This is a genomic window from Metallosphaera javensis (ex Hofmann et al. 2022) (assembly GCF_022064045.1).
Classification (GTDB): domain Archaea; phylum Thermoproteota; class Thermoprotei_A; order Sulfolobales; family Sulfolobaceae; genus Metallosphaera; species Metallosphaera javensis.
The window spans coordinates 19,018-42,533 of sequence record NZ_JAKNCW010000001.1 but is presented as its reverse complement, the minus strand read 5'-3'; the positions used below and the strand labels follow the sequence as shown (position 1 = coordinate 42,533).

Annotated in this window: 26 protein-coding genes; 24 read left to right on the top strand and 2 right to left on the bottom strand. The window is 45.0% G+C overall.

All coding sequences use genetic code 11. The features are described 5' to 3' along the window. Positions 1-14 precede the first annotated feature (14 nt). Together L3N51_RS00320 and spn are read left to right on the top strand one after the other, a co-directional pair. The gene (locus L3N51_RS00320; RefSeq protein WP_238024636.1) at positions 15-665 is read left to right on the top strand and encodes a 30S ribosomal protein S3ae; all 651 of its coding nucleotides are present in this window, start codon (positions 15-17) and stop codon (positions 663-665) included. Beyond that, positions 637-1,851, top strand: coding sequence for a bifunctional sugar-1-phosphate nucleotidylyltransferase/acetyltransferase (gene spn, locus L3N51_RS00315; protein ID WP_238024635.1), 1,215 nt, complete (start codon positions 637-639; stop codon positions 1,849-1,851). The genes L3N51_RS00320 and spn overlap by 29 nt, the downstream gene beginning before the upstream one ends. 335 nt (positions 1,852-2,186) lie before the next feature. Here spn and L3N51_RS00310 read toward each other — a convergent pair whose 3' ends face one another. Continuing rightward, complete coding sequence (locus tag L3N51_RS00310) at positions 2,187-3,389, bottom strand: redox-regulated ATPase YchF (RefSeq protein ID WP_238024634.1); 1,203 nt, start codon at positions 3,387-3,389, stop codon at positions 2,187-2,189. A gap of 70 nt (positions 3,390-3,459) precedes the next feature. On the opposite strand from L3N51_RS00310, the gene L3N51_RS00305 reads away from it, so the two are divergent. From L3N51_RS00305 to L3N51_RS00235, 15 genes are all read left to right on the top strand, one after another. Further along, positions 3,460-4,110: a 50S ribosomal protein L15e gene (locus L3N51_RS00305; RefSeq protein WP_238024633.1), complete on the top strand. Its 651-nt coding sequence runs from the start codon at positions 3,460-3,462 to the stop codon at positions 4,108-4,110. A 5-nt stretch (positions 4,111-4,115) separates the two neighbouring features. Continuing rightward, complete coding sequence (locus tag L3N51_RS00300) at positions 4,116-4,559, top strand: RNA-binding protein (protein WP_238024632.1); 444 nt, start codon at positions 4,116-4,118, stop codon at positions 4,557-4,559. Then, entirely contained in the window at positions 4,528-5,070 is a 543-nt protein-coding gene (locus L3N51_RS00295) for a hypothetical protein (protein WP_238024631.1), read from the top strand. Before L3N51_RS00300 ends, L3N51_RS00295 begins: the two co-directional genes overlap by 32 nt. Further along, positions 5,051-5,479, top strand: a complete 429-nt coding sequence (locus L3N51_RS00290; protein WP_238024630.1) for an Rpp14/Pop5 family protein — start codon at positions 5,051-5,053, stop codon at positions 5,477-5,479. Before L3N51_RS00295 ends, L3N51_RS00290 begins: the two co-directional genes overlap by 20 nt. Before the next feature lie 93 nt (positions 5,480-5,572). After that, positions 5,573-6,295 (top strand): archaeal proteasome endopeptidase complex subunit alpha, encoded by a 723-nt coding sequence (psmA, locus tag L3N51_RS00285; RefSeq protein ID WP_238024629.1) that lies wholly within the window; start codon positions 5,573-5,575, stop codon positions 6,293-6,295. Positions 6,296-6,309: 14 nt separating this feature from the next. After that, entirely contained in the window at positions 6,310-7,008 is a 699-nt protein-coding gene (locus L3N51_RS00280; protein WP_238024628.1) for a ribosome assembly factor SBDS, read from the top strand. Position 7,009: 1 nt separating this feature from the next. After that, positions 7,010-7,753 (top strand): exosome complex RNA-binding protein Rrp4, encoded by a 744-nt coding sequence (gene rrp4, locus L3N51_RS00275; RefSeq protein ID WP_238024627.1) that lies wholly within the window; start codon positions 7,010-7,012, stop codon positions 7,751-7,753. After that, positions 7,719-8,456: an exosome complex exonuclease Rrp41 gene (gene rrp41 / locus L3N51_RS00270; RefSeq protein ID WP_238024626.1), complete on the top strand. Its 738-nt coding sequence runs from the start codon at positions 7,719-7,721 to the stop codon at positions 8,454-8,456. The genes rrp4 and rrp41 overlap by 35 nt, the downstream gene beginning before the upstream one ends. A gap of 1 nt (position 8,457) precedes the next feature. After that, on the top strand, positions 8,458-9,300 hold the full coding sequence (gene rrp42, locus L3N51_RS00265) for an exosome complex protein Rrp42 (RefSeq protein ID WP_238024625.1): 843 nt from the start codon (positions 8,458-8,460) through the stop codon (positions 9,298-9,300). Further along, entirely contained in the window at positions 9,300-9,518 is a 219-nt protein-coding gene (locus L3N51_RS00260) for a 50S ribosomal protein L37ae (protein ID WP_238024624.1), read from the top strand. The genes rrp42 and L3N51_RS00260 overlap by 1 nt, the downstream gene beginning before the upstream one ends. A 58-nt stretch (positions 9,519-9,576) precedes the next feature. Further along, the gene (locus L3N51_RS00255; protein WP_238024623.1) at positions 9,577-10,002 is read left to right on the top strand and encodes a hypothetical protein; all 426 of its coding nucleotides are present in this window, start codon (positions 9,577-9,579) and stop codon (positions 10,000-10,002) included. Positions 10,003-10,218: 216 nt separating this feature from the next. Then, positions 10,219-10,605 carry a prefoldin subunit beta gene (locus L3N51_RS00250; RefSeq protein ID WP_238024622.1) on the top strand — a complete coding sequence of 129 codons (387 nt, stop codon included), beginning with the start codon at positions 10,219-10,221 and terminating at the stop codon, positions 10,603-10,605. A gap of 33 nt (positions 10,606-10,638) precedes the next feature. Next, entirely contained in the window at positions 10,639-11,328 is a 690-nt protein-coding gene (gene xpf / locus L3N51_RS00245; RefSeq protein WP_238024621.1) for a 3'-flap repair endonuclease Xpf, read from the top strand. A 172-nt stretch (positions 11,329-11,500) separates the two neighbouring features. Next, positions 11,501-13,711, top strand: coding sequence for an elongation factor EF-2 (locus L3N51_RS00240; protein WP_238024620.1), 2,211 nt, complete (start codon positions 11,501-11,503; stop codon positions 13,709-13,711). Positions 13,712-13,717: 6 nt separating this feature from the next. Then, positions 13,718-14,443: an HAD family hydrolase gene (locus tag L3N51_RS00235; RefSeq protein WP_238024619.1), complete on the top strand. Its 726-nt coding sequence runs from the start codon at positions 13,718-13,720 to the stop codon at positions 14,441-14,443. Here the strand turns inward: L3N51_RS00235 and L3N51_RS00230 are convergent. After that, on the bottom strand, positions 14,426-15,736 hold the full coding sequence (locus L3N51_RS00230) for a hypothetical protein (protein ID WP_238024618.1): 1,311 nt from the start codon (positions 15,734-15,736) through the stop codon (positions 14,426-14,428). The genes L3N51_RS00235 and L3N51_RS00230 overlap by 18 nt on opposite strands. On the opposite strand from L3N51_RS00230, the gene L3N51_RS00225 reads away from it, so the two are divergent. The 7 genes from L3N51_RS00225 (at position 15,729) to L3N51_RS00195 (ending at position 23,511) form a co-directional block, all read left to right on the top strand. After that, positions 15,729-16,343 (top strand): DUF447 domain-containing protein, encoded by a 615-nt coding sequence (locus L3N51_RS00225; RefSeq protein WP_238024617.1) that lies wholly within the window; start codon positions 15,729-15,731, stop codon positions 16,341-16,343. The genes L3N51_RS00230 and L3N51_RS00225 overlap by 8 nt on opposite strands. A gap of 12 nt (positions 16,344-16,355) precedes the next feature. After that, positions 16,356-17,366 carry an isocitrate/isopropylmalate family dehydrogenase gene (locus L3N51_RS00220; protein WP_238024616.1) on the top strand — a complete coding sequence of 337 codons (1,011 nt, stop codon included), beginning with the start codon at positions 16,356-16,358 and terminating at the stop codon, positions 17,364-17,366. Between the two features lie 50 nt (positions 17,367-17,416). Further along, on the top strand, positions 17,417-20,563 hold the full coding sequence (gene ileS, locus L3N51_RS00215) for an isoleucine--tRNA ligase (RefSeq protein ID WP_238024880.1): 3,147 nt from the start codon (positions 17,417-17,419) through the stop codon (positions 20,561-20,563). 3 nt (positions 20,564-20,566) lie between these two features. Beyond that, positions 20,567-21,295: a hypothetical protein gene (locus L3N51_RS00210; protein ID WP_238024615.1), complete on the top strand. Its 729-nt coding sequence runs from the start codon at positions 20,567-20,569 to the stop codon at positions 21,293-21,295. Between the two features lie 151 nt (positions 21,296-21,446). Next, positions 21,447-22,472, top strand: a complete 1,026-nt coding sequence (locus L3N51_RS00205) for a 50S ribosomal protein L3 (RefSeq protein ID WP_238024614.1) — start codon at positions 21,447-21,449, stop codon at positions 22,470-22,472. Positions 22,473-22,477: 5 nt separating this feature from the next. Next, positions 22,478-23,269 (top strand): 50S ribosomal protein L4, encoded by a 792-nt coding sequence (rpl4p, locus tag L3N51_RS00200; protein ID WP_238024613.1) that lies wholly within the window; start codon positions 22,478-22,480, stop codon positions 23,267-23,269. Further along, positions 23,266-23,511: a 50S ribosomal protein L23 gene (locus L3N51_RS00195; protein WP_238024612.1), complete on the top strand. Its 246-nt coding sequence runs from the start codon at positions 23,266-23,268 to the stop codon at positions 23,509-23,511. Before rpl4p ends, L3N51_RS00195 begins: the two co-directional genes overlap by 4 nt. Positions 23,512-23,516 lie beyond the last annotated feature (5 nt).

The following is a 23,516-nucleotide window of genomic DNA, read 5'->3' as shown; positions in this document are numbered from 1 at the left end:
AAGATGTTTGTTCAATGTCAGCTAGATCAGGTGCCAAGGGTAGTGCTGGTGCACTCAAAGATAAGTGGAAGATGAAGAAATGGTTCTCAATTTACTCGCCTAAGGTATTTGGAGAGGTGTCCCTGGGTTCTACCCCCGCTTTTGATGTGTCGCAGACTATTGGCAGGAAGGTGGAGACCACCCTCTACGACTTAACGGGTGACTTCAGTACTGTGTATGTTCACCTGTACTTTAAGGTTGTGAGGAGCGAAGGTGATAGGCTTTTCACGGAGTTCGCAGGCCACGAACTTTCCAGGGATTACGTAAGATCCTTGGTTAGAAGGAAAAGTTCCAAGATCAACAAGGTTGTGGATATAGTCACGAAGGACGGTTATACCCTTAGGGTAAAGACGCTGGCCTTAACTGCCTACAGGGTTCACAGGGAACAGGCCACCACTATCAGGAAGATCATGGAGGACGTGGTTAAGAAGACAGCGGAGGGTAAGACCTTCGACGAATTTGTTCAGGAGATGATATTTGGAAACCTGGCAAACAACATATTCAATGAGGCAAAGAAGATAGCCCCTCTCAGGAAGGCTGAAATAGAGAAGTCCAAGGTTCTACTTGCACCCGTAATAAAGGAGGTCAAGCAAGCCGTTGAAAGTAGTGCTCCTAGCAGCGGGTAAGGGAGAAAGACTAGAGCCCATCACCCATACTAGGCCCAAACCCTTTGTTCCCGTTCTAGGAGAAACCCTGATTGAAAGGAACTTGAAGATAGTTAGGAGGATTGTGAAGGATCCAGAGATTTTTGTGGTGATACCCGAGGAGTATCCTCCCGAATATGAGTCTTTCTTTTCGCGGTTACAGGGAGTCAATCTGGTGAAACAGGGCGAAAGGAAAGGGACTGGAGGGGCTCTTCAGTACGTTCCAAAGTTTTCCAATGACGAACTCCTTATTTTTTACGGGGACATTTATACCACGAGTAACTCTGTGGAGAGAGTGGTCTCAGAGCCTGGCAATTCCATGCTCGGTGTTGAGGTTCCCAATCCCAGCGAATACGGGTCCCTTAAGATGGATGAGGGAGGATACCTTCAGGGAATTGTGGAGAAGAGCCCCAATCCACCCTCCAACGTAATTAATGGAGGGATATACAAGCTTTCCTCTTCGATTCTGGATCTGGTGGATAAACTAGAGCTTTCCCCTAGGGGAGAATATGAATTTACAGACGCCATTACTACCTTCGCTAGGAGGTCTAGGATAAAGGTGGTTAAGAGTAACGACTTCTGGAGGGATGTGGGAAAGCCGTGGGATGTCATTGACATAAACAAGGTGGAACTGGACTCGATACCCGGTAAGATTGAGGGCGAACTAGAGGAAAATGTGAAGCTGATGGGGAAGGTGGTCATTGAGGAGGGAGCCAAGATACTTTCAGGTACAAGGATAGAAGGACCAGCGTACATCGGGAGGAACTGTGTAGTTGGACCAAACGCCTTCGTAAGGCCTTACACTGTCCTGGTAAGTAATGTGAAGATAGGATCATTCGTGGAGATTAAGGAGTCAGTTGTAATGGAGGGGACAAAAATCCCCCATTTGAGCTATGTGGGAGACAGCGTAATCTCTGAGGATGTTAACTTTGGTGCCGGAACTCTGGTGGCTAATCTGAGGTTTGATGAAAAGGAAGTGTACATGAACATTAAGGGAAAGAGACAGGGAACAGGGAGGAAAAAGATGGGGACAGTTGTGGGTGGACACGTGAGGACCGGGATAAACGTATCCATACTACCCGGGATAAGGATAGGAGCTTACGCCATGATCTATCCCGGAGCGGTAGTGAACAGGGACGTGAATAGGGGAGAGTTCTTCAAGGGTTGAAAACCTAGGATTATGTAGGTCAGGGAAGTTGAAGACCTCTTCACCCATTTTATCTCTTTGGGGGTTGGTGGGGAATACCCACCGTAAGGTTGAGGATGGATAGCCCAAAGAAAGGTTTTGATGATAGCGTAAATCAACTGTGGTCTGCTAAACCCCAACGTGCGATCACATGGGATGGCCACCCAGGGATGGAACCGAAGTCAAGCTTGCGGAGATCTAGCCACCTTAACCCTCCCACTCGGGGCGTCAAGGATGGGTTTCATTAGATGCTGTGGGTTAGAGGGGATCGAGCATGGTGAATGAACCAAGAAGCCTTATTGTGAGGGTGGGGTAGTTCACCCCTTGGCTAAAGTGGATACTATCTTTATCACGTCCCCATCCTTAAGTTCGTAGTCCTCTCCTACCCTTACCTTTTTCTTGGCCTCTATTGCGTAGAGAAATCCCTTTCCTAAGTCCGTGTGTATGAGAAACGCTAGGTCCTTGGGTGTGGAACCTTTCTCTACCAGAAAGACGTCTGGTAGAACGTCCCCATCCCTATTCGTGTATTTTCTTTCATCTTCTACTGGATACACGTGAATCATATTCAACGCTCCAAAGACGGCCTCGTTTATGGCCTGTTGAACCCCGGTACTGCCGTACACGTCAAGCATATTGCTCTTGATGTAGTTCAGGGCTTTCATTCTCTTCTCCTCAATATTCCCTATTACCCTGAATTGACCATCTCCAGGGATGTAGTCTATGAGGCCAGCCTTCGCTGCCCTTCTTAGCGCAAGCTCGGATTCAGCGCTCACCGGTACCACGTGGGAATGTTTCTCCTTTAACCTGGAAATGTTTTCCCTTGAAATTGGTATGTCTGCCTTGTTTGCAGCTATAACTATGGGCTTAGATATCTTGCGCAATACTGAACTGAACTGTCTAAGTCCCTCATCGCCCCACTGAATCAGCTTGACGTTTTCAAGACCGCTGGCCTTTAGGGCCATGACCACATGTTTCCTGTTAACAGATAACCCGGACACCTTACTGAGGAGAGATTCCACAACGTCTTTACTGCTGAGATCGGTGGTCCTGGCAAATTTATCCCAATCCTTCCTAATAACCGAGAAAAACCATTCATCTATTTCCCTTTCCACGAACTTAACGTCCTCCTCAGGATCCCTGCTCCCTGGGCTCACCATCACACCCTCTTCGTTGGTGGACCCACTGGCATCCACGACGTGAATTAATACATCAGCTTTTCTGAGGTCATCGAGGAATTTGTTACCCAGACCTCTACCTTCATGTGCTCCAGGAATTAGTCCCGCAACATCCAGTAGCTTAACAGGAATGAACCTGTAATCCCCTATACAGATTGAGTTCTTTGGTTGGCACTTAACCCCGAGTTCTACGTGGACGCATCTCTTCCTTGCGTACCCCACACCCACGTTGGGTTCAATTGTAACGAAAGGTCTATTGGCTATCTCTACCTCCAGCATGGTAGCGGCGGAAAAGAACGTGCTCTTGCCAACGTTGGTTTTGCCAATGAGGCCTATGGTTATCATGTATATTCTGTGATATAGGTACCGTTCAGTTTTTTAAGTAGTTGATAGCTAGCACTATAGGAGAAATGATATGGTAGCCTCAGCGTACTCTTTCATGGCAACTACTTGGGCCAGTGAGGAGTGGAAGAAAACAGTTATCAGGCAAAGACTTGTTGAGTGGAGGAACCAGAACACGGTAACCAGAATTGAGAAACCAACTAGGCTGGACAGGGCAAGAGCTTTGGGATACAAGGCTAAACAGGGCATTATAGTTGCTAGAGTTAAGGTTGAGAAGGGTGGAATGGATAAGCAAAGACCAAACAGTGGTAGAAGACCCAAGAGGATGGGTGTTTACGGTTTCTCGCCCGCTAAAAGCCTTCAATTTATTGCAGAGGAGAAGGCTGCAAGGAAGTTCCCAGGTCTTGAGGTTCTTGGGAGCTACTACGTTGCTGAGGACGGCAAGTACAAGTATTATGAGGTAATCCTGGTGGATCCACATAACCCTGTTATTATGTCCGATCCTCAATTTAGCTGGTTAAAGAACCCGGCCAATAGGGGAAGGGTATTCAGAGGTCTAACCTCAGCCGGCAGGAGAACCCGTGGACTTCTTAAGTCTCGCGGACTTAAGGGAACAATACACCACAAGATAGCTAGGAAGAAGAAGGAGAGAGAGCAGAAGAAGAGACATGAAGCAAGCAGGTATTACAGGCTATCCAAATACGATAGAATTCCAGGCAAGTAAGGGACATGCGGGTTAACAGGATAACCGCCTCTGTATTTTTATATTCTACAGAAGATGAAAGTAAGGTTCTCAATGCACTTCTTTCACTTCTTGACGATCAGAAGGGAACCTCTATAACCAGATATGACGCAACTGGACACTACGGAGACTCCATTGTAACCTTCAAGGTTGAGCTAGAGGGTAAAGTTGCCAGCGAGGTCACTCAGAGGTTGCTCTCTAGACTGGATAAGGGAGACCTAATCTTCCTTTTATCAACAATTCAAAGTAGATCAGAGGGAAATAGAATATATCTTAGAATAGACAAGCAGGCCTTAATATCTCAGGGCAGGGTTTTATTAAAAGATGGGGACGATGTAATAAAAATAGTTATAAGTTTAAAGGATAACATTAAACAGTTTATGGAGGAATTGAAGCAACTTGCTAGTGGAAACATGTATACTAGATCCTAGGCTAGTGGAAGTTTCCAGGAAACTGGGATTTCAGCGGTATCTTGTTGAGACGAGAAAGGACCTGAGAGAAGAGGGGCTCAGGAGGAGGGTAACCTTGCAGGGAGATTCGAGGAGCGCCAGTCCAAATAACTCGATCGTCTTCTTCAGGCCCCTTTCCAGGGGACAATTGGTCAAAGCCCTGAATGATCCTGGGATTCACGGCATAAGCGTGGATAACGATAATTTCTATTTACTGAGGAAGAATCTTTTGAATTTATCTAAAAGTAAAGAGAAATTTATTGAGATCAGGTTGAGTAATTCATCTTCAAATGTTATTCGTAGAGCCATAGAGTGGGGGTATAAAGGTGCAAAGATAGTGTTCTCATCCTGCGCCTCTAGGATATCGGAGCTGTGGGCTCCCTTAAGCCTAGTGAATTATATAACGTTTCACGGAGCCTATATGGAGGACGTGATAAGCTGGGTCTATACAAATCCCTTGGAGTTGTTTCAGCTTGTATCAGACGATCCTTGACATGGTAATTGTGATATGGCTGTCAGGACTAACTGTGATACTTCTTACAAGCAAAAACGTCGTAGTGCTTAAGGGTAGACGTAAAATTGGTAAAAATAAGAAAAGATATATTGTTTTTAGAGTGGTGGGAGGGCAGGGCCAACTGACCAGTAAGGCCTTGGAAACCTCAGTCAGGGACGCTGTTAAGGAGTTTGTGGGGAGAATGTGGTTAGAGATCTCCGATCCTCACGTGATTTTTTACAGTCCCTCTACCATGAGTGGCATAATATCCACCAATAGGCTGGGCTATAGGGCAGTTCTGGCCTCCTTACCTCTTGTTAAATCCGTTGCCGGAATGGAGGTTCTCCTGGTACCCTTGAGGACAACCGGAAGTTTAAAAAAGGCCAAGAGCCTCATACGAACTGGATGATGACGCCGCTCCAGACTGCATGATGATGTTCCCTGCGACGATCTGATTATGACACTTTTATTAGCCTCTAGGTTTCGTATAAATTGATCATATATGGCTTTTGGACCAGCCGCAATGGGTTATGATAGGGCAATAACAATATTTTCGCCCGACGGCTCCTTATACCAAGTAGATTATGCCTTTGAGGCAGTAAAGAAAGGATGGACTACTTTGGGCGTTAAGACCAAGAACGCCGTAGTCATTTTGGGAGAGAAAAAGAAGGCGTCTCAGCTACTGGACGTTGACAGTATTGAGAAGGTTTTCCTTTTGGATGATCATGTGGGATGTAGCTTTGCAGGTCTAGCTTCAGATGGAAGGATACTCATAGATTACGCAAGGAATTCCTCACTTCAACACAGGCTAGTTTATGACGAACCCATTAGCATAGACTACCTGACCAAGTTAATATCTGATGTGAAGCAAATGTATACACAACACGGAGGAGTTAGACCATTTGGCGTGGCCCTAATAGTGGGAGGTGTTGACAGGGGGGTCACTAAACTATTCATGACCGAGCCCAGCGGGCAGTTCATGCCCTATCAGGCGGTAGCTATAGGACAGGGTGGATATAACGCTACTGATTATCTGGAGAAGAACTATAAGGAGGACCTAAGCGTTGAGGAGACCATTCTCCTTGCGTTGAACGCACTAAAGGTTACATTGAAGCCTGGAGAGAAGCTGGGCCCAGGAAACGTTGAGATAGGATTCGCCACTAGGGAAGGTCAATTCAGGAAGATGACTCTTGAGGAAAGGGCTAACTATCTTCAGAAAATCTAAGGTGATAAAAATATATGGGCCCAAAGGATTACGTCGTGGTGAAGTACGAGAGTCACGGGGAGAGATTCGAGATTTTAGTTAAGCCTAAAGAAGCCATGGAAATAAGGGAGGGTAAAAGCATATCCCTCTCCGATGTGGTTGTTTCCGACACCATTTACAAGGATGTGAAGAAGGGGTTAAAGGCCTCCCCATCTTCACTGAAGAAGGTTTTTGGAACCACGGACTTTGAAACAATTTCCAGGGAAATAATACTCAAGGGAGAAATCCCAATTACGGCAGAACAAAGAAAGGAGATGCTTGAGGCAAAGAGAAAACAAATAATTGATTTCATCCATAGGAACGCAGTTGATCCCAAGACCAATCTCCCCATACCACCGGCAAGACTGGAAATGGCGCTAGAGCAGGCGAGGGTGCAAATAGATATTAACAAGGAGGTTGAGGCTCAAGCCCTACAGATCATTCATGAATTGACCAGAATAATACCCATCAAAATTGCTAGGGCTCTTCTCGAGGTTAAGATCCCGCAAAGATATGCCGGTAAGGCTAAGCAACAGCTCAGCTCCCTGGGCAGTGTAAAGAAAACTATCTGGCTCGACGACGGTACATTGGTGGCTGAGATAGAAATACCGGCTGGAGCTCAACAAGATGTAATAGATAAGTTAAATTCTATAACTAAAGGCGAAGTAGAAGTTAGAGTACTTCAAGTGAAGTAAGATGTCCACAGAAAATAAAATATATCTACAGGACAGGACCGTGGTGGTCCCAGGCGATCTAATAGCTGAGGGCAATTTTCAAATACCATGGTCTCCATACATAATTAGGCAAGGGAACAAGTATTTCGCCTCAGTAATTGGAGTGGTTGAGGTAAAGGACTCCATCTTTGAAGTTATTCCTCTGGAAGGTTCACATTACTACCCAAGAATAGGAGACACTGTAATAGCTCTGGTGGAGGATGTGGAACTTTACGGCTGGACTACAGACATTAAGGCTCCCTATTCGGCTTATTTGCCCGCGTCTTCCCTTTTGGGAAGACCAGCTAACGTAGGTGAAGATCTTAGGAGATATATAGATGTAGGGGATTACGTGATTGCAAAGGTAGAGAGTTTTGATAGAACTAGCGATCCAGTTCTCTCAGTTAAGGGAAAGGGACTTGGGAGAGTATCCTCAGGTACAGTGATTGACATTCTCCCCGTAAAGGTTCCCAGGGTTGTGGGAAAGGGAAAAAGTATGTTGGAAACTTTGAGTACGGAGACCGGCTGCGACATTTTGGTGGCTCAGAACGGGAGAGTTCTGGCAAATTGCCCATCAAAGGAAAAGGAGAATATTCTCATAATGGCCATAAGAACCATAGAACGCGAGTCCCACACTAAAGGGTTGACTGATAGAATTAAAAAACTAATAAAAGAATCACTAGGTGATAAGAGTGTTACAAGTTCAGAAGCCCAAACTAATACTTGAGGATGGAAGAAGGCTTGACGGGAGGAAACCCGACGAATTAAGGCCTATGAAGATGGAGATAGGGGTGCTAAAGAACGCCGACGGTTCATCTTTAGTTGAAGTGGGTAATACAAAGATCATAGCGGCTGTTTATGGTCCCAGGGAGATGCATCCCAGGCACCTAGCTCTTCCAAACAGGGCCACTCTAAGAGTGAGATATCATATGACTCCATTTTCCACCGATGAGAGAAAGAGTCCCGCACCCAGCAGAAGGGAGATAGAGCTCTCCAAGGTAATAAGGGAAGCACTGGAATCCTCCATACTTGTGGAACAGTTTCCAAGATCCTCCATTGACGTGTTCATGGAAGTAATTCAGGCAGATGCCGGAACCAGATTGGCCTCTTTAATGGCCGCATCTCTGGCAGTCGTCGATGCTGGAATACCGGTGAAGGATGTAATAGCAGCTGTGGCAGTTGGTAAGGCAGATGGGGTCGTGGTTCTTGACCTAAACGAACCTGAGGACATGTGGGGAGAGGCAGATATGCCAGTGGCTATGCTACCTTCATTGGGACAAATTACCCTAATCCAGCTTAATGGTAACATGACACAGCAAGAATTTAAACAGGGATTAGAGCTGGCGTATAAGGGCATTAACACCATTTATAACTTGGAAAAGGAAGTACTAAGGAGCAAATTCGCCGAAATTCACGAGGAGGGATCCTGACATGTCCATGACGCCAACCAACGAAAACGTAATTCCTTTGATAAAGAAGGAAAGCATAATCGCTCTCCTGGAGAGAGGAACCAGAAGCGATGGAAGGAAATTCACCGATTATAGGCCCTTATCCATTACTTTAGGTTACGCCAAGAAGGCAGATGGCTCGGCTCTAGTTAAGCTCGGAGACACCACCGTTCTGGCTGGAGTAAAGATAGAGGAGGATGAGCCATATCCCGATACACCCAATCAGGGTAACCTTGTGGTCAATGCTGAGTTGCTTCCCTTGGCCTATGAGACCTTTGAACCAGGGCCTCCAGATGAGAATGCCATTGAGTTATCTAGAGTTGTGGACAGGAGCCTAAGAGACTCTAAATCTGTTGACCTAACAGGGCTAGTTATAGAGCCAGGCAAAAAGGTCTGGACTGTGTGGGTAGACATTTCGGTTTTGGATTACGGGGGAAACGCTCTGGACGCATGTACCATTGCCGCTGTCGCCGCACTTTATGATGCCAAACTTCCTAGGGTAGTAAGGGAAAACGATACAATAATTATACAAAAAGAGGAAAAAACAACTCCACTTCCTATCAAGTACCCAGTTGTTACTGTTTCCGTGGCCAAGATAGGTAAGTTCCTTGTGGTGGATCCTGACCTGGAGGAGGAAGGCATAATGGACGCCAAAATATCATTTTCCTATATACCCAGCGGTAATATAGTGGGCATTCAGAAGTCAGGAGAAGGGAGTTTCAGTCAACAGGAGGTAGAGATTGCTGAGAGCATGGCGTCAGCTACAAGTCAGAAGCTACTAGAAGAGCTTAAAAATCTCATAGGAATTGGGAAAGGTGAGTCGTAATGCCATCCAAGAGGACTTCAAGGATAGCTGGCAGGTTTGGTGCAAGATACGGTTCCTCGCTGAGGAAGAAGTGGAGCGAAATAATGGAGAAGAGATATGCAGATCACACCTGTCCAGTTTGTAAGACCACAGGAAAGGTCTACAGGATTGCGTCAGGAGTTTGGAGTTGCAAGAAGTGTGGCAGCAAGTGGGCTGGTCAGGCCTATACACCGAGTTAGGATTGTGATCAGTAGCTCAAGGGATACGTCTAGCAGAACAAGGAGTTTTTTAAACTATTTGGAATACATTTTTCCCTTTTCTGTGAAGGTGAACAGGGGAAAAAGAAACCTAGAGGAAGTCTTTAGAATAGCAAGGGTATTGGGAGGAGAGTTACTCCTTCTTGTTAATGTTTTCAAGGGTAATCCCAGCTCTCTAGAGGTTTATGATGTGATATCTGGAGAAAGACTCTACCATTTTTTGATACAAAGTTTGAGGCTTAGAAGCGACTACGAAAAGATTTCGTTATATAATACTAGGCGCATATTATGTATAAGGGAAACTGAGTATGGGTGCACCAAGGTGAACTCCCTTTTGATCGACCTAGGAGCTACAAGAACTCGCGAGTGCACAGTTCACGCTGAGGTAAAATTCGATAACGGCTGTAATGTGAGATTCGTTGATTCCATGAACAGGGAGATACTTTTCATGGGGCTAGCAGAATGATTGTTATCAATATTACATTGGATTCACTGGATCCGGAACTCAAAGACTTAATAAAAAATGCCTTAATTATAGAGGACGTGGATAGGGAATACGTTTCCATGAGCGACGATTCGATTATTATAAGGTGTGATAGTGTGTCTAGGTGTAGGGCTATAATGAATTCTTATATATTCTGGATCTACAGTGTGTTGAGTACTCTAAATGAGGTAGAATGAGATGGCAGAAAGAATTCCCCCTGAACTTCAAACCCAACTTTTAAAATTACAACAGTTACAAAGCCAGTTAGAGAGATTGACTTATGAGAAGAGCGTTATTGAGGGTGAGCTAAGAGAAGTTAACGAGGTTCTGAAGGAACTTGCAAATATACCCCAAGACTCACCTGTATACAAGATCGTTGGTAACCTTCTAATTAAGCAGGATAGGACTAATGTTCAAAACGAACTCAACGAGAGGAAGGAGTTATTGGAGCTTAAGAGCAGGACGTATCAGAAGCAAGAGGGGCTTCTCAGAAAACAGTTTGAGGATCTGCAGAAGAAGGTCAACGAGCTCATTCAGAAATATTATCCCCAGGGCACACCCGGAACTTCTCCTCCAAAGGCTTAATATTTTTAGTTTAGTGGACCGAAGAATATTGTTATGTTAAGAATTTACGCCGATAGTAGGGAGAAGCAGTCTGGAATTCCGGATCTGTTACGTGATCTCGGGGCTTTAGTCTTTTTACAGCAATTAACGGTGGGAGATTACATTGTAGCTGATGGCGTAGCGGTGGAAAGAAAGAACGTATTTGATCTCATGAACTCGGTTTTTGATAAGAGATTCTTTGATCAATTGAAAAGACTTAAAGACGTCTATTCCAGGGTGTTCATCCTCATCGAGGGAGATCTAGAAGGAGCCAAGGCTATCACCACTAAATGGAAGCTTTTCAATTCGGCCCTAGTTTCTGCCACCGTAGATTATGGCGTCAATATTCTGTACTCCGTGGATAAAAGGGAGTCAGCAGAGATTCTGGTTACCTTAGCAAAAAGGTATCAAGAGATGAGGGTAGAGAAGCCTATAGTTCTTCATGATAAGCCAAAATTTGAAAGTTTAGATGAGATGCAACTTTACCTTGTTCAATCTCTGCCCAACGTGGGTGGAAAGATAGCACTAAGGCTGTTAACTGAATTTTCTACCATAAGAAACATATGTAATTCTAGCATAGCGGACTTGGAGAGAGTGATGAAGAGCAGGAAAAAAGCCGAACTTCTGTATAAAATATTTAACACGAAGTTTTCTGATAATTCGGAAAAGAAATCGGCGTCTCTAACAGATTTTGTTGAGGAATAATACGGACAACAGGTTGCGCATTTCAGGTCAAGAATGATATTACTAATAGCTGTGACGGTTTTACATTCAGGAAATGAACCGATGTGGTAAAAACGAATGATAACTTTCCTATAATCACACTTTAATACCTCTAGTTATAGTACTACATGTTTACGATACTAGGTGAGATATCTTGCCCAAATACAAGACATCAGAACAAGTTTTGAGCCTGATGAAGGATAGAACTAGGGTAAGGAATATCGGAATTATCGCCCACGTGGATCACGGTAAGACCACTACCAGCGATCAGCTACTGGCCGCCTCGGGTATAATTTCACCTAAGGTGGCTGGAGAGGCTCTAGCTCTAGATTATCTATCCGTGGAACAACAAAGGGGAATAACTGTTAAGGCGGCGAACGTAAGCCTCTATCACGAGGTTGAAGGTAAAGGTTACGTAATTAACCTGATTGATACCCCAGGACACGTGGATTTCAGCGGAAGGGTAACTAGGAGCCTTAGGGTATTGGATGGATCTATTGTTGTGGTGGACTCAGTTGAAGGAGTGATGACTCAGACAGAAACTGTCCTGAGACAGAGTCTAGAAGAGAGGGTTAGGCCAATTCTGTTCGTTAATAAGGTGGATAGGCTAGTTAAGGAGTTGAAGTTAGGTCCTCAGGAGATGATGCAAAAGCTGATGGATATCATTAAGGAGGTGAACAACCTCATTAACATATATGCCGAACCTGAACTAAAGGAGAAGTGGGCCATTAATCCAACCTTAGGTAACGTGGTCTTTGGTTCTGCCAAGGACAGATGGGGATTTAGCATACCAATGGCCCAGAAAAAGGGCATTAACATGAAGCATGTGATTGATGCTTACTCAACCACCGACAAGGCCAAGATTAACGAATTGGCGTCCCAGGTTCCTATAAATGAGGCACTTCTGGACGCAGTCATCAAGTTCGTACCAAACCCGGTAGATGCCCAGAAATATAGAATTCCTAAGATATGGAAGGGCGATCTAGACAACGAGTTAGCAAAATCCATGCTCAATGCAGATCCAAATGGTCCTGTAGTAATGATGATCACAGATATGAAGGTTGATCCGCATGCTGGTCTAGTCGCAACTGGTAGAGTGTTCTCTGGTACCATAAGGCCAGGTAGCGAGGTTTGGCTGGTTAACGCAAAGGCTCCCCAGAAGGTTCTACAGGTTAGCATTTACATGGGTCAATTCAGGGAACTCGCAGATGAGATTCCAGCAGGAAACATTGCGGCAGTACTAGGCCTAGAGAGGGCCAGATCTGGTGAGACTCTCATTGATATAAGGTATAAGGATCTTCAGGGAAGCTTCGAGAAGCTCCATTACGTGTCTGAGCCAGTTGTAACCATAGCCGTGGAGCCCAAGAACCCCAAAGATTTGACCAAGATGATAGATGCGCTGAGGAAGTTGAGCATTGAGGATCCCAACCTTGTGGTTAAGATAAACGAGGAGACAGGAGAGTATCTCTTATCAGGAATGGGATTCCTCCATGTGGAGGTATCTTTACAGTTATTGAAAGACAATTATGGAGTGGATGTCGTTACAACACCGCCAATCGTGGTATACAGGGAGAGTGTAAGAAACAAGAGTCAAGTCTTTGAGGGCAAATCTCCCAACAAGCATAACAAATTCTACATTAGCGTGGAACCCCTTAATGATAAAACAATCGAGCTAATTTCTAATGGTACCATCAAGGAGGACATGGACTCTAAGGAAATGGCAAAGATTCTCAGAGATCAGGCTGACTGGGATTACGACGAAGCCAAGAAAATAATAGCGATTGACGAGAACGTTAATGTTCTCATAGATGCCACAAGCGGTGTTCAGCACCTGAGAGAGATAATGGATACAATGCTTCAGGGTTATAGGCTGGCAATGAGGGAGGGACCTCTAGCCCACGAACCCATCAGGGGAGTAAAGGTTGTCCTTCATGACGCCACGATACACGAGGATCCTGCACACAGAGGACCTGCACAGATATACCCAGCTGTGAGAAACGCCATATTTGCTGCCATGCTTATGTCTAAACCAACCCTCTTGGAACCGCTCCAGAAGCTGGATATCAGGGTCCCCATGGAGTTCGTCGGTAACGTTACTGCAGTCTTGAGTAGGAAGAGGGGCAAAGTGCTTAACATGACGCAGTCAGGAAGCGTTGCTAGGATTTTGGCAGAGATTCCTGTGTCAGAGTCCTATGAATTGGCCAGTGATCTCAGAGGCTCCACAGGTGGTAGAGCGTTCTGGGGGACTGAGTTCAGCAAATGGGCACCTGTGCCAGACAGCATCCTCACAGACGTAATCCTTAAGATCAGGGAGAGAAAGGGATTGCCCAAGGAATTACCCAAGGTTGAGGACTTCCTGTCGTGAATTGAGATGGAAGAATTCAACCCTTTCGCGGGCTCTAAGGCAATTCTCTTTGATTATGACAACACCCTAGTCAATTCTAAACCTGTTTTTAGGAAGGCCATTCAGGCCGTTTCCTCAGATATTTATAATTTCCTTAAGGATAACGGACAAACTCTTATTTCCCCGGAACTACTTGAACAGAAACTTCTCCACATTTCAGAGAAGCTTGATTCCGAAGGAGTGTATGACAGAAACGTGTGGTGGATTGAGGTTTTAAAACAGATTGGAATAAGTGATATTGAGAAGGAGCAATTATTTGAGTGGACCAGTCTCTATTGGTCCATAGCCGGGGAGACTCTTCCCTTTGAAGACGCATTGGACATATTAATTTACCTCAAACAGAAGGGCTACAAAATTGGCCTCGTTACCAACAGTGATGGTGAGGGCGGGGATAAGAAGTCCAGGATAGCTAAGTTCCCCTTCATAGATAAGTTCGATGTAATAGTTATAGGTGGGGAAAATAACGTTAGGCCTAAACCCAGTGTTCAACCATTCATCCTAGCCTGTGAGGAACTTAAAGCCAAGGGAAATGAATGCGTAATGGTTGGGGATGATCCAGTTAAGGATTGCTTAGCTGCCAAAAAGGCTGGCCTCAAGAGTATACTCATAGATCGGGACTCGTCTGTGAAGTATCCGGAGCTGTACGCCGATTTCGTGGTTTCAAGTCTAAAGGAGCTAGAGGAGTTCCTGTAAATCCTCATATAACTGACTTAGATATGCGTCCGTGACTTCTTTATCAAGTTCTGATCTATAACCTCTGAGGAACTCATTGTTCGCTCTTTCAATTGTTAGCGCAGGATTTCCCTCAACGAACATGAATTCATACCTGGGAGACTTCCTTATGGCTACAATCTTATGAAATAGGGCGTATTCCATTTCTCCTGGTAATCCCATATATCTTCCCAGGTACCTAAGTAGATATTTAGCCTCCTTTGCCTCTCCGCGAAGATTGGTCAGCAGGGCCTTAATCTCCGCGGATAGTAGAGAATAGTCACCTACAAGATCATTAATCAATTTTTCCAGAGAAAATTGGAAACTCGACGAGAGAGCGCTTATCATCTTTATCAAGTCCACAGGCTGGGATGAAGGGAAGACTTGTCGTATACCCAGATTGGCTGATGGAATACCAGCCCTCAATAGCTCAAAGGATATGGAGGCTGGGCTAATTAGTTTCCCCTCCATAGACGGGTGTTTCATTCCAGGGGAGAGACTCAATCCCAGCGTATCGCTGAGCTCCACCGCTAGATGCCTATCAATAAACCTCTTTCCCAGTTGCCTAGCTACATAGCCCCAGTATAGGGAGGAAAATCCCGGCGCCCCGGACTCTATCCCCGACATGCAGAGGTATTCCCATTGATCAGGGTTGTTCTTCAGTTCTCTGAAAATTTTGGCAGAGGTCATCCATGCATTACTTCCGCTGAGCCATGTATCGTGGTTAGAGACGAGGAGGATCTTCTTGGATTGTTCTTTTCCATTCTTTATAGCATGGATCGAGTATGCATGCCCGATTCTCGCCTTTGCCTCAAGATTTATCTCCACCAGATTTCCTCTTTTAGGGTTGGCATTCCTCAATAGGATAAGGGGTAACGGAGGCTCGGAGGCCCCATCCTGTAGATAGGGAGGAGACACTGAGACTGTGCGGATTTTGGTTAATAGCACACCTTGACAACCAAACCTCTTTGCTAGAACGAGATTATAATACACGCTAGACTGGGACTCATCTCCGTTCACAAGGACTGTACCTTTCCCGCACTCTCTGGGATTCTCCACTATATGTCCCCTGATATAGGAGGTCGGCGAGTAGGGTAGTACCTGATGTTCAATCCTTTCACCGTTTATGATCACTAGGGAATGGTTAACCTCCCATGTCAATATCCTCTCTCTGTATACTTTCACTTCATCGCTCACATCCTCCAGTATCTCTCTCAGTTTCTCAACCCTTCTCCCTTCATTTTTGTCTCCCGCTAGACCATGCTCAATGCTCATTAGCCTAACCTTGGTAACTTATTCGATAGTTTACATGGACAGCTTAAATCAAGTTTTTGGGCGACCTGGAATATATGAAGTATTACTAGGTACTGCTGGCGTTTCTGATAATATTTCCCCGGTGGGGCTGAGACACTTCCAAGATTACAGGCTCAGGTTATACGGGGGATCCGTTACCTCAAGGAACATTACCGTGCATCCCTATTGCTCCATTCTGATAACCCAGGATCCGGTTCTCTTCTACGAGGGTCTGAATGGTAAATTGAAACCCACCTCATTCATGTACGGTCTCCCTGTGTTGAACGTTTCTTGCGTAATTATTGCAAAGTGCGATATACAGGTTCTAGGAAATCCTAGCGAATATTCGTTGCGTCCTCTGGAGTTTAAGGGAGAGTGCAAAGAAAGACCCTTTTCTAGGGGAGACAGCCTATTCGTGGATCTTCTGGTTCACCTTACAAGATTAGATATTCTGCCCCAAGAAAGAGACAAACTACTTGAAATTATCAGGTATGAAATAGGTGTGATTAAAAGAACAAGCCCCTATCTGGAGAAATATCTCGAGGAGATCTTGGACGTGGTTAGGTCAAAAGGATATAAGCTCGATTAGGTAAGCCATCCCATGTTCAAGGTTTCAGTGATCCCAGGGGATGGAGTAGGACCTGAAATATTTTTTGCCAGTAAAAAGATACTGGCGAAATTAGTAGAAATTTACTCTTTGCCTATAGAATTTATTGAAGTTGAGGCCGGAGACTCCGCTCAGGCCAAGTACGGTGAGGCATTACCGAAGGAGACGCTTAAGGTGATAGAGTCCTCAGATATGATACTGAAGGGACCTGTGGGGGAGTCAGCTATGGATGTAGTGGTTAGATTAAGGCAAATGTATGACATGTATGCCAATATAAGGCCAGCAAAGTCGCTTCCGGGTGTTCCCAACAGATATGGGAATGTGGATGTTTTGATTGTAAGGGAGAATACTGAGGACCTGTATAAGGGATTTGAGCATGAAGTCTCAGAGGGTGTAGCAGTAGGACTTAAGGTGATATCAGCCTCAGCATCTGTAAGAATAGCTAACGTTGCACTGGAATACGCAAAGAGGAGAAGAAATAGGGTGACCTGCGTTCATAAGGCCAACGTTATGAGGATTACGGATGGTTTGTTCGCAAGGTCATGCCGTTCTGTGCTGAAGGGTAAGGTAGAATATAACGAGATGTATGTGGATGCAGCTGCAGCCAATCTAGTGAAGGATCCTAACATGTTTGATGTTATAGTTACCACGAACATGTATGGGGACATATTGAGCGATGAAGCCTCTCAGATAGCTGGCAGCCTGGGATTAGCTCCATCAGCCAACGTGGGAGACAAGAAGTCACTCTTCGAACCCGTCCATGGAGCCGCGTTTGATATAGCAGGAAAGGGTATTGTAAACCCAACCGCCTTCTTACTTTCAGTCAGCATGATGCTGGAACGTATGTATCAGGTTAGTAAAGACCAGAGATACTTGCAGGCCTCCCAATCCCTTACCAACTCAATTTATCGGGTGTACAGCGATGGCAAAAGACTCACGCCAGACGTGGGTGGAAGTGCTAAGTTAAATGATATAGTAGACGAAATATATTCCAAGATAACATAGTGTTTTTAAATTCATACATTGAAATCCCTTTCGTGTCAGACTTATCTTCAGTGAAGCCCCTTCAATCAAAATTTGAACCTTTGAAGATAGAAAAGGAGGTTTCAGATTTTTGGACCGAGAAAAACGTTTACAGGACTCTGAAGGAATATAACGGAAAGTTTACCAAGAAATTCCTTTTCATAGATGGGCCGCCTTATCCATCTGCTCCCGTTCCCCACATAGGCACCATATGGAACAAGGTAATCAAGGACTCAATTCTGAGGTACAAAAGGCTCGAGGGTTACAGGGTTCATGATCAGCCCGGCTATGATACTCACGGTTTACCCATAGAAGTAGCTGTGGAAAAGAAGCTGAACATCACCCAGAAGAGGGACATTTATGATAAAGTAGGCGTTGAAAAATTCGTCCAGCTCTGCAGGGACTTCGCCCTTACTAACCTGAAGTCAATGTCGGAGAACTTCAAGAATGTTGGCGTATTTATGGACTGGGAAAACCCATATCTTACCCTTGATTCAACGTTTATTAGTAATTCTTGGGCCGTGATAAAGAGAGCTCATGAGAAGGGGCTACTGGCCAAGGACGTTCAGGTTTTGCATTGGTGCCCCAGATGTGAGACTACGTTGTCTGACTACGAAGTATCAGAGTATAAGGACATAGAGGATCCCTCCATATACGTTAAGTTCAGGATCTCGGGCACTCAGAACAAGTTTTTGGTCATCTGGACTACGACCCCATGGACTCTACCCTCTAACGTTTTCGTTATGATAAACAAGGATTACAATTATGCTGAGGTAGAGGTTAACAATGAGGTCTACATAATCGCTGAGCAAAGAGTGGAGGCCGTAATGAAGGAAGCGAAGGTCCAGAAGTTCAAGGTATTGAGGACCTTCAAGGGAGAAGAGATTCTTGGACTTCGCTATGAGCATCCTTTGCGGGATCTGGTTCCCGCACAGCAAAGTATCGATCAGTATCACGTGGTAGTTGACGGAGGAGATAAGGTAACCTTAGAGGATGGTACAGGTTTAGTTCATTCTGCGCCAGGCCACGGTGATGTGGACTTCGAAGTGGGTAAGGCGAATGGAATGCCAGTGGTCATGCTTGTAAACGACAGGGGACATTTCACTGAAATGGCCGGTAAATACTCCGGTATGAATGTAAGGGAGTCTGCCAGCACCATCATCCAGGATCTGAGGGATAGAGGGGCACTTCTCTTTGCAGGCAAGATAGTTCATCGTTATCCAATTTGCTGGAGATGCAAATCTCCCCTGATATTAAGGGCAATAGATCAGTGGTTCATCAAGGTTACCAAACTGAAGAGCAAATTGCAGTCTGAGATAGAGAGGGTGAACTGGATACCCTCCTGGGGGAGAACTAGAATAGGTAACATGGTTGCGGAGCTCAGGGACTGGGTAATAAGCAGGCAAAGGTTCTGGGGTAATCCACTTCCCATTTGGGTATGCGAAAAAGGCCATGTGAATGTTGTTGGGAGCGTAGAGGAACTAAAGAAGGTAGCCCTAAACGAAGTTCCCAAGGACTTACATAAGCCTTGGATAGATAACGTAGTAATTCGTTGCGAGAAATGTGGAGCCAATGCCAAAAGAGTTCCGGACGTGGCAGATGTCTGGTTTGACAGCGGTGTAGCTTTCTTTTCCAGCTTGGGCAGTGACTGGGTGAATAAGTGGAGGGAACTGGGTCCAGTGGATTTGGTGCTTGAGGGTCATGATCAGCTCAGGGGCTGGTTCTTCAGTCTCCTCAGGTCCGGAGTGATACTGGATGATAGGGCTCCTTACGAGGCAGTACTGGTTCACGGCTTCATGTTGGACGAGCAGGGAAGGGAGATGCATAAGAGTCTAGGCAACTATGTGGAACCATCTGTAGTGATAGAGAAGTATGGAAGGGATGTATTGAGGCTCATGTTGTTAAAGAATACCACATGGGAGGACGTTAAGTTCTCAGAGAAGAACCTTGAATTGTCACAGAGGGATCTTCAGATAGCATGGAATGTATTCCTCTTCACCTCAATGTATATGAACTTAGACAACTTTAACCCCAGGGAGATGAGCTTAGATGAGGCACTGGAACAAGCTAGAGTGGAGGACAGGTGGATAGTCTCAAGATTTTACAATATGCGATCGAGAGTTCATGAGGCAATGAAGGATTACAAGGTCCACGAACTGGCCAATGAGTTAATGAGATTTATGATAGAGGATGTCAGCAGGTTCTATCTGAGGTTGGCAAGGAAGAGAGCCTGGGAGGAAGGATTGAATAAGGATAAACAGGCTCTCTACACCATACTGTATCATATATTGCGCGAATGGTTGATAATGGCCTCAGCAGTAATTCCATATTTTGCCGAGAAAGTTTATCAGAACTTTGTGGTAAATGACAAGAAACTGTCTGTTTCCATGGAGACCCTCGGGGATGTGAGGAGAGAGCTGATCGATAACGAGCTTGAGGCCTCTGTGGAGTTAATGAAAATAATAACGGAGGCTAGTCTGAACGCTAGGGCAAAGGCCAATATAAAACTCAGATGGCCAGTCTCAACTGCTCACATCTTCCTAAAGGATGGTAAACTGAAGGGTAAACTGGAGGAAAACAAGGAACTGCTAAAGACGTTACTCAACTCCAAGGAACTGAAGTTATACGATATGGCCAAGTTTTACGAGTTTAGTGAGCTGAATATATATCCTGACAAGGGAGCGATAGGAAAGGAGTACAAGAGATTATCTCCCAAGATTGTCCAATACGTGGAGAACAATAAGGATGTAATAGCCAGGGATATACTTGAAAAGGGTTTCCACACTGTCTTCATTGACGATACTGAGGTGAAACTTACCACATCACACCTGCGAATTACTGAGGAGGTGAAACCTGAGTACGCTAGCGGTTCCTTTGAGCTCGGAGTTGTCCTTATACCCAAGGAGATTGGGGGGAAGGAAGAGGAAGAGGGGATAGTGAGAGATGTGATAAGAAGAATACAGTATATGAGAAAATTGATGAACTTGAATGTAACTGACTACATCATTGTCAATATAGTTCCACCTCAAGACCGAGTTCAGTTACTGGAAAAGTACAGGGATTACATCTCCTCTGAGACTAGATCTAAGGAAATAGTTATAGGACAGCAAGGGGGAGATCAGATAAGTACGTGGGACATAGAGGGAGAAGAGTATATCATAGGCATAAGAAAGGTTTAGTAAATGTTCCCCTTCCCAAGGGCTCATCCGCTAAATGTAATAATCTATCCTGAAATGTTTACTCTGAAAAATAATTTTACAGTTTTCACCTTAGAGGTCTCTGACGTAATAAGGGCGATGGTCGAATTCAGGGTTACAAAGCTTTACCTAGTTAGACGTGGCAATGATTCTATCTTGACGAAGATAAGGAAACTGATGATCTACTCCATGAAGCCTCCCTACCTGAAGAGGAACCTGAAGATGGATTCGGATCTAAGTAAAGTGGGTTTACTTCAACCTGTTAACACGCCCTACCACGCCGTGTCCAGCGTACCCGTGGAGGGAGAGATAAGGGTAGTGGAGAAGGGTAATACTGGTTTAGAAGGTTGTAAGGGAGAAGATGGGATCGTTCTGGTAGTCGATTCAAAGGAATGTAGAACCATAGGTTATTTTTCCCCGTTCTATGAAGGACCTTCACTTGAGGTTATCCCGGAGGGCGATATAGGTAAAATGAACAACGTTATCTTGGCCAGCAGATCCGGTCATGATCCCTTGGAGCATATTGGAGATCTAAAATCCATGTATCAAAGGCGAGGGCTAACCCTGCTGGTTGGACCACCGGTCGGTGGTATAATGTCGTTATTTGGAGATATTCCTGCTTTTAATTTTATACATAAGCAAGGGGTCTCTGATGTTAGGTCTAAGGAAGCTCTGATAGGGAGCTTGGCCATACTAAATTCTATCTTAACATAGAGTGAAAAAGGAAGGAGGTTTCTGAACTTTCCTCTTCGTGGGCATTTTTATCAGGTACCTTGAAGATAGGACCATCCCGCGTCTATGAGACTATTGGACATCAAATTTATTATTGGTCTTCGATCTGATGTGATAGGAGAAGGGGTATAGGATGGGACATAGAAAGTTATCCTCGCCAAGGAGAGGATCGGCCGGATTAAGGCCTAGAAAAAGATCGGAGGAGCTTTTACCATCTCCAAGATCTTATCCCGAATTGAACTTACCCAATCCCGTTGCACTAGGGTTTGTGGGGTATAAGGTGGGCATGACCCACATCTTCATGATAGATGAAGATAGGTCCTCGTCCATGTTCGGGAAGGAGATTTACGTTCCCGTTACAATCCTGGAGACTCCCCCAGTTTACGTTTTAGCTTTGAGGGCGTATGGTTTGGACAGTAAGGGAGAGCACTCGGTCATAGGTGAAGTTTGGGGAGATCTGGGAGACTTTACTAAATTCGTCACAAGGAGAGTAAAGGGTCTGAAGGTACAGAAGGAGAAAACAGAGCAACAGTTGAAGAAAATTGAATCCAGCATGGATAACATCAGTTACTTTAGGCTTCTCATCTCAACCCAACCGCATCTTATCCCGGCCCTTAGCAAGAAAACTCCCGATCTGGTTGAGGTTCAGATAGGCGGTGGAAATCCTAAGAGCCAGCTGGAGTACGGCTTGAAGCTTCTCGGTAACACACTTTCAGTGAAGGATGTGTTTAAGGAGGGCCAGTTAATGGATATAATAGGAGTAACCAAGGGCCATGGGTTTCAGGGCGTGATTAAAAGGTACGGAGTACAGGAGTTACCCAGATGGCATAAGCATAGAAAGGGGAGTAGAAAGGTGGGAACTAAGGGTCCATCTTTAGGAACTCCAAGCTATGTTCCGCAACCAGGTCAAATGGGATTCCACAGGAGAACAGAATATAACAAGAGAATCCTAAAAATATCAGATGATACAAAGCTGATCAATCCCAAGGGTGGCTTTGTGAGGTATGGACTTGTAAAGAACACGTATCTCCTAGTTGAAGGATCAACTATTGGTTCCATTAAGAGACCACTCTTCCTGAGGTATCCCATTAGGCCTTACTCCACTCAACTTCCAGTTCCCAAAGTTACTTACGTGGATGTGAATAGTAAGCAGGGGTGAAATAAATGTACACAATTCTTTTAGAAAAAACCGCAAAAGTATTAGATCTATCAGGAAATAAAGTAAAGGATATTCAATTACCTTCAATTTTCAGTTATCCGGTGAGGAAGGATCTCATAAGGAGGGCTTTTCATTCCTCCTTCACACAGGGTCTCCAGCCCAAAGGAAGGGATCCAATGGCTGGCAAGAGAACCACAGCGAAGAGCTTTGGTATAAACTTGGGTTTGGCTAGGGTACCACGTATCAGGGGAGCAGGTGAGGGTGCTCTAGCTCCCAATACAGTAGGTGGAAGAGCTGCTTTCCCTCCATCTACTAGGGAGAGGATAAAGGAAGAGATAAACGAAAAGGAAAAGAGGTTGGCTGTCTTGAGCGCTTTGGCATCTACGACAGTGAAGCAGATTGTTACGGAAAGGGGGCACAGGTTCAATGGCGATCTGCCCCTTGTCATTGTTGATGAACTAGGAGGAGTTAAGAAGACAAGCGAACTCCAGGAGATTTTGGTTAAGTTAGGACTTGAAGAGGAACTGGAGAGAGCCTCTTATAAGAGGATAAGGGCGGGAAAAGGAAAGATGAGAGGAAGGAGGTATAAGCGTACTGTTGGACCATTACTCGTAGTTCACGACGCAAAACTGCCTGTAGTGGAGGCTGCGCTCAATTTGCCGGGTGTGGATGTCGTGTCAGCCAAGGATGTCAGCGTAATCCATTTGGCGCCAGGAGGTCATCCAGGCAGATTAGTAATTTATACCGAGTCAGCTCTAAAGGTTCTGCAGGATAGATTTAAGGGGCTGGTGAAATGATCAAGGAAAGTATTTCCACAGAGAAGTCCGTTAGACTCTTGGAGTCCAACAATACTTTAGTTCTAATAGTGGATAGGGAGGATAACAAATCAACCATAAAGAGGGAAGTGGAGAAGGCGTTTGGAGTGAAGGTGGAGAAGGTTAATACGGTCATTACTCCTAGGGGCGAGAAAAAGGCATATGTAAAGCTGGCGCCAGAATATAAGGCGTCTGAAATTGCCCAAAAGCTTGGGATTCTTTAGGTGAT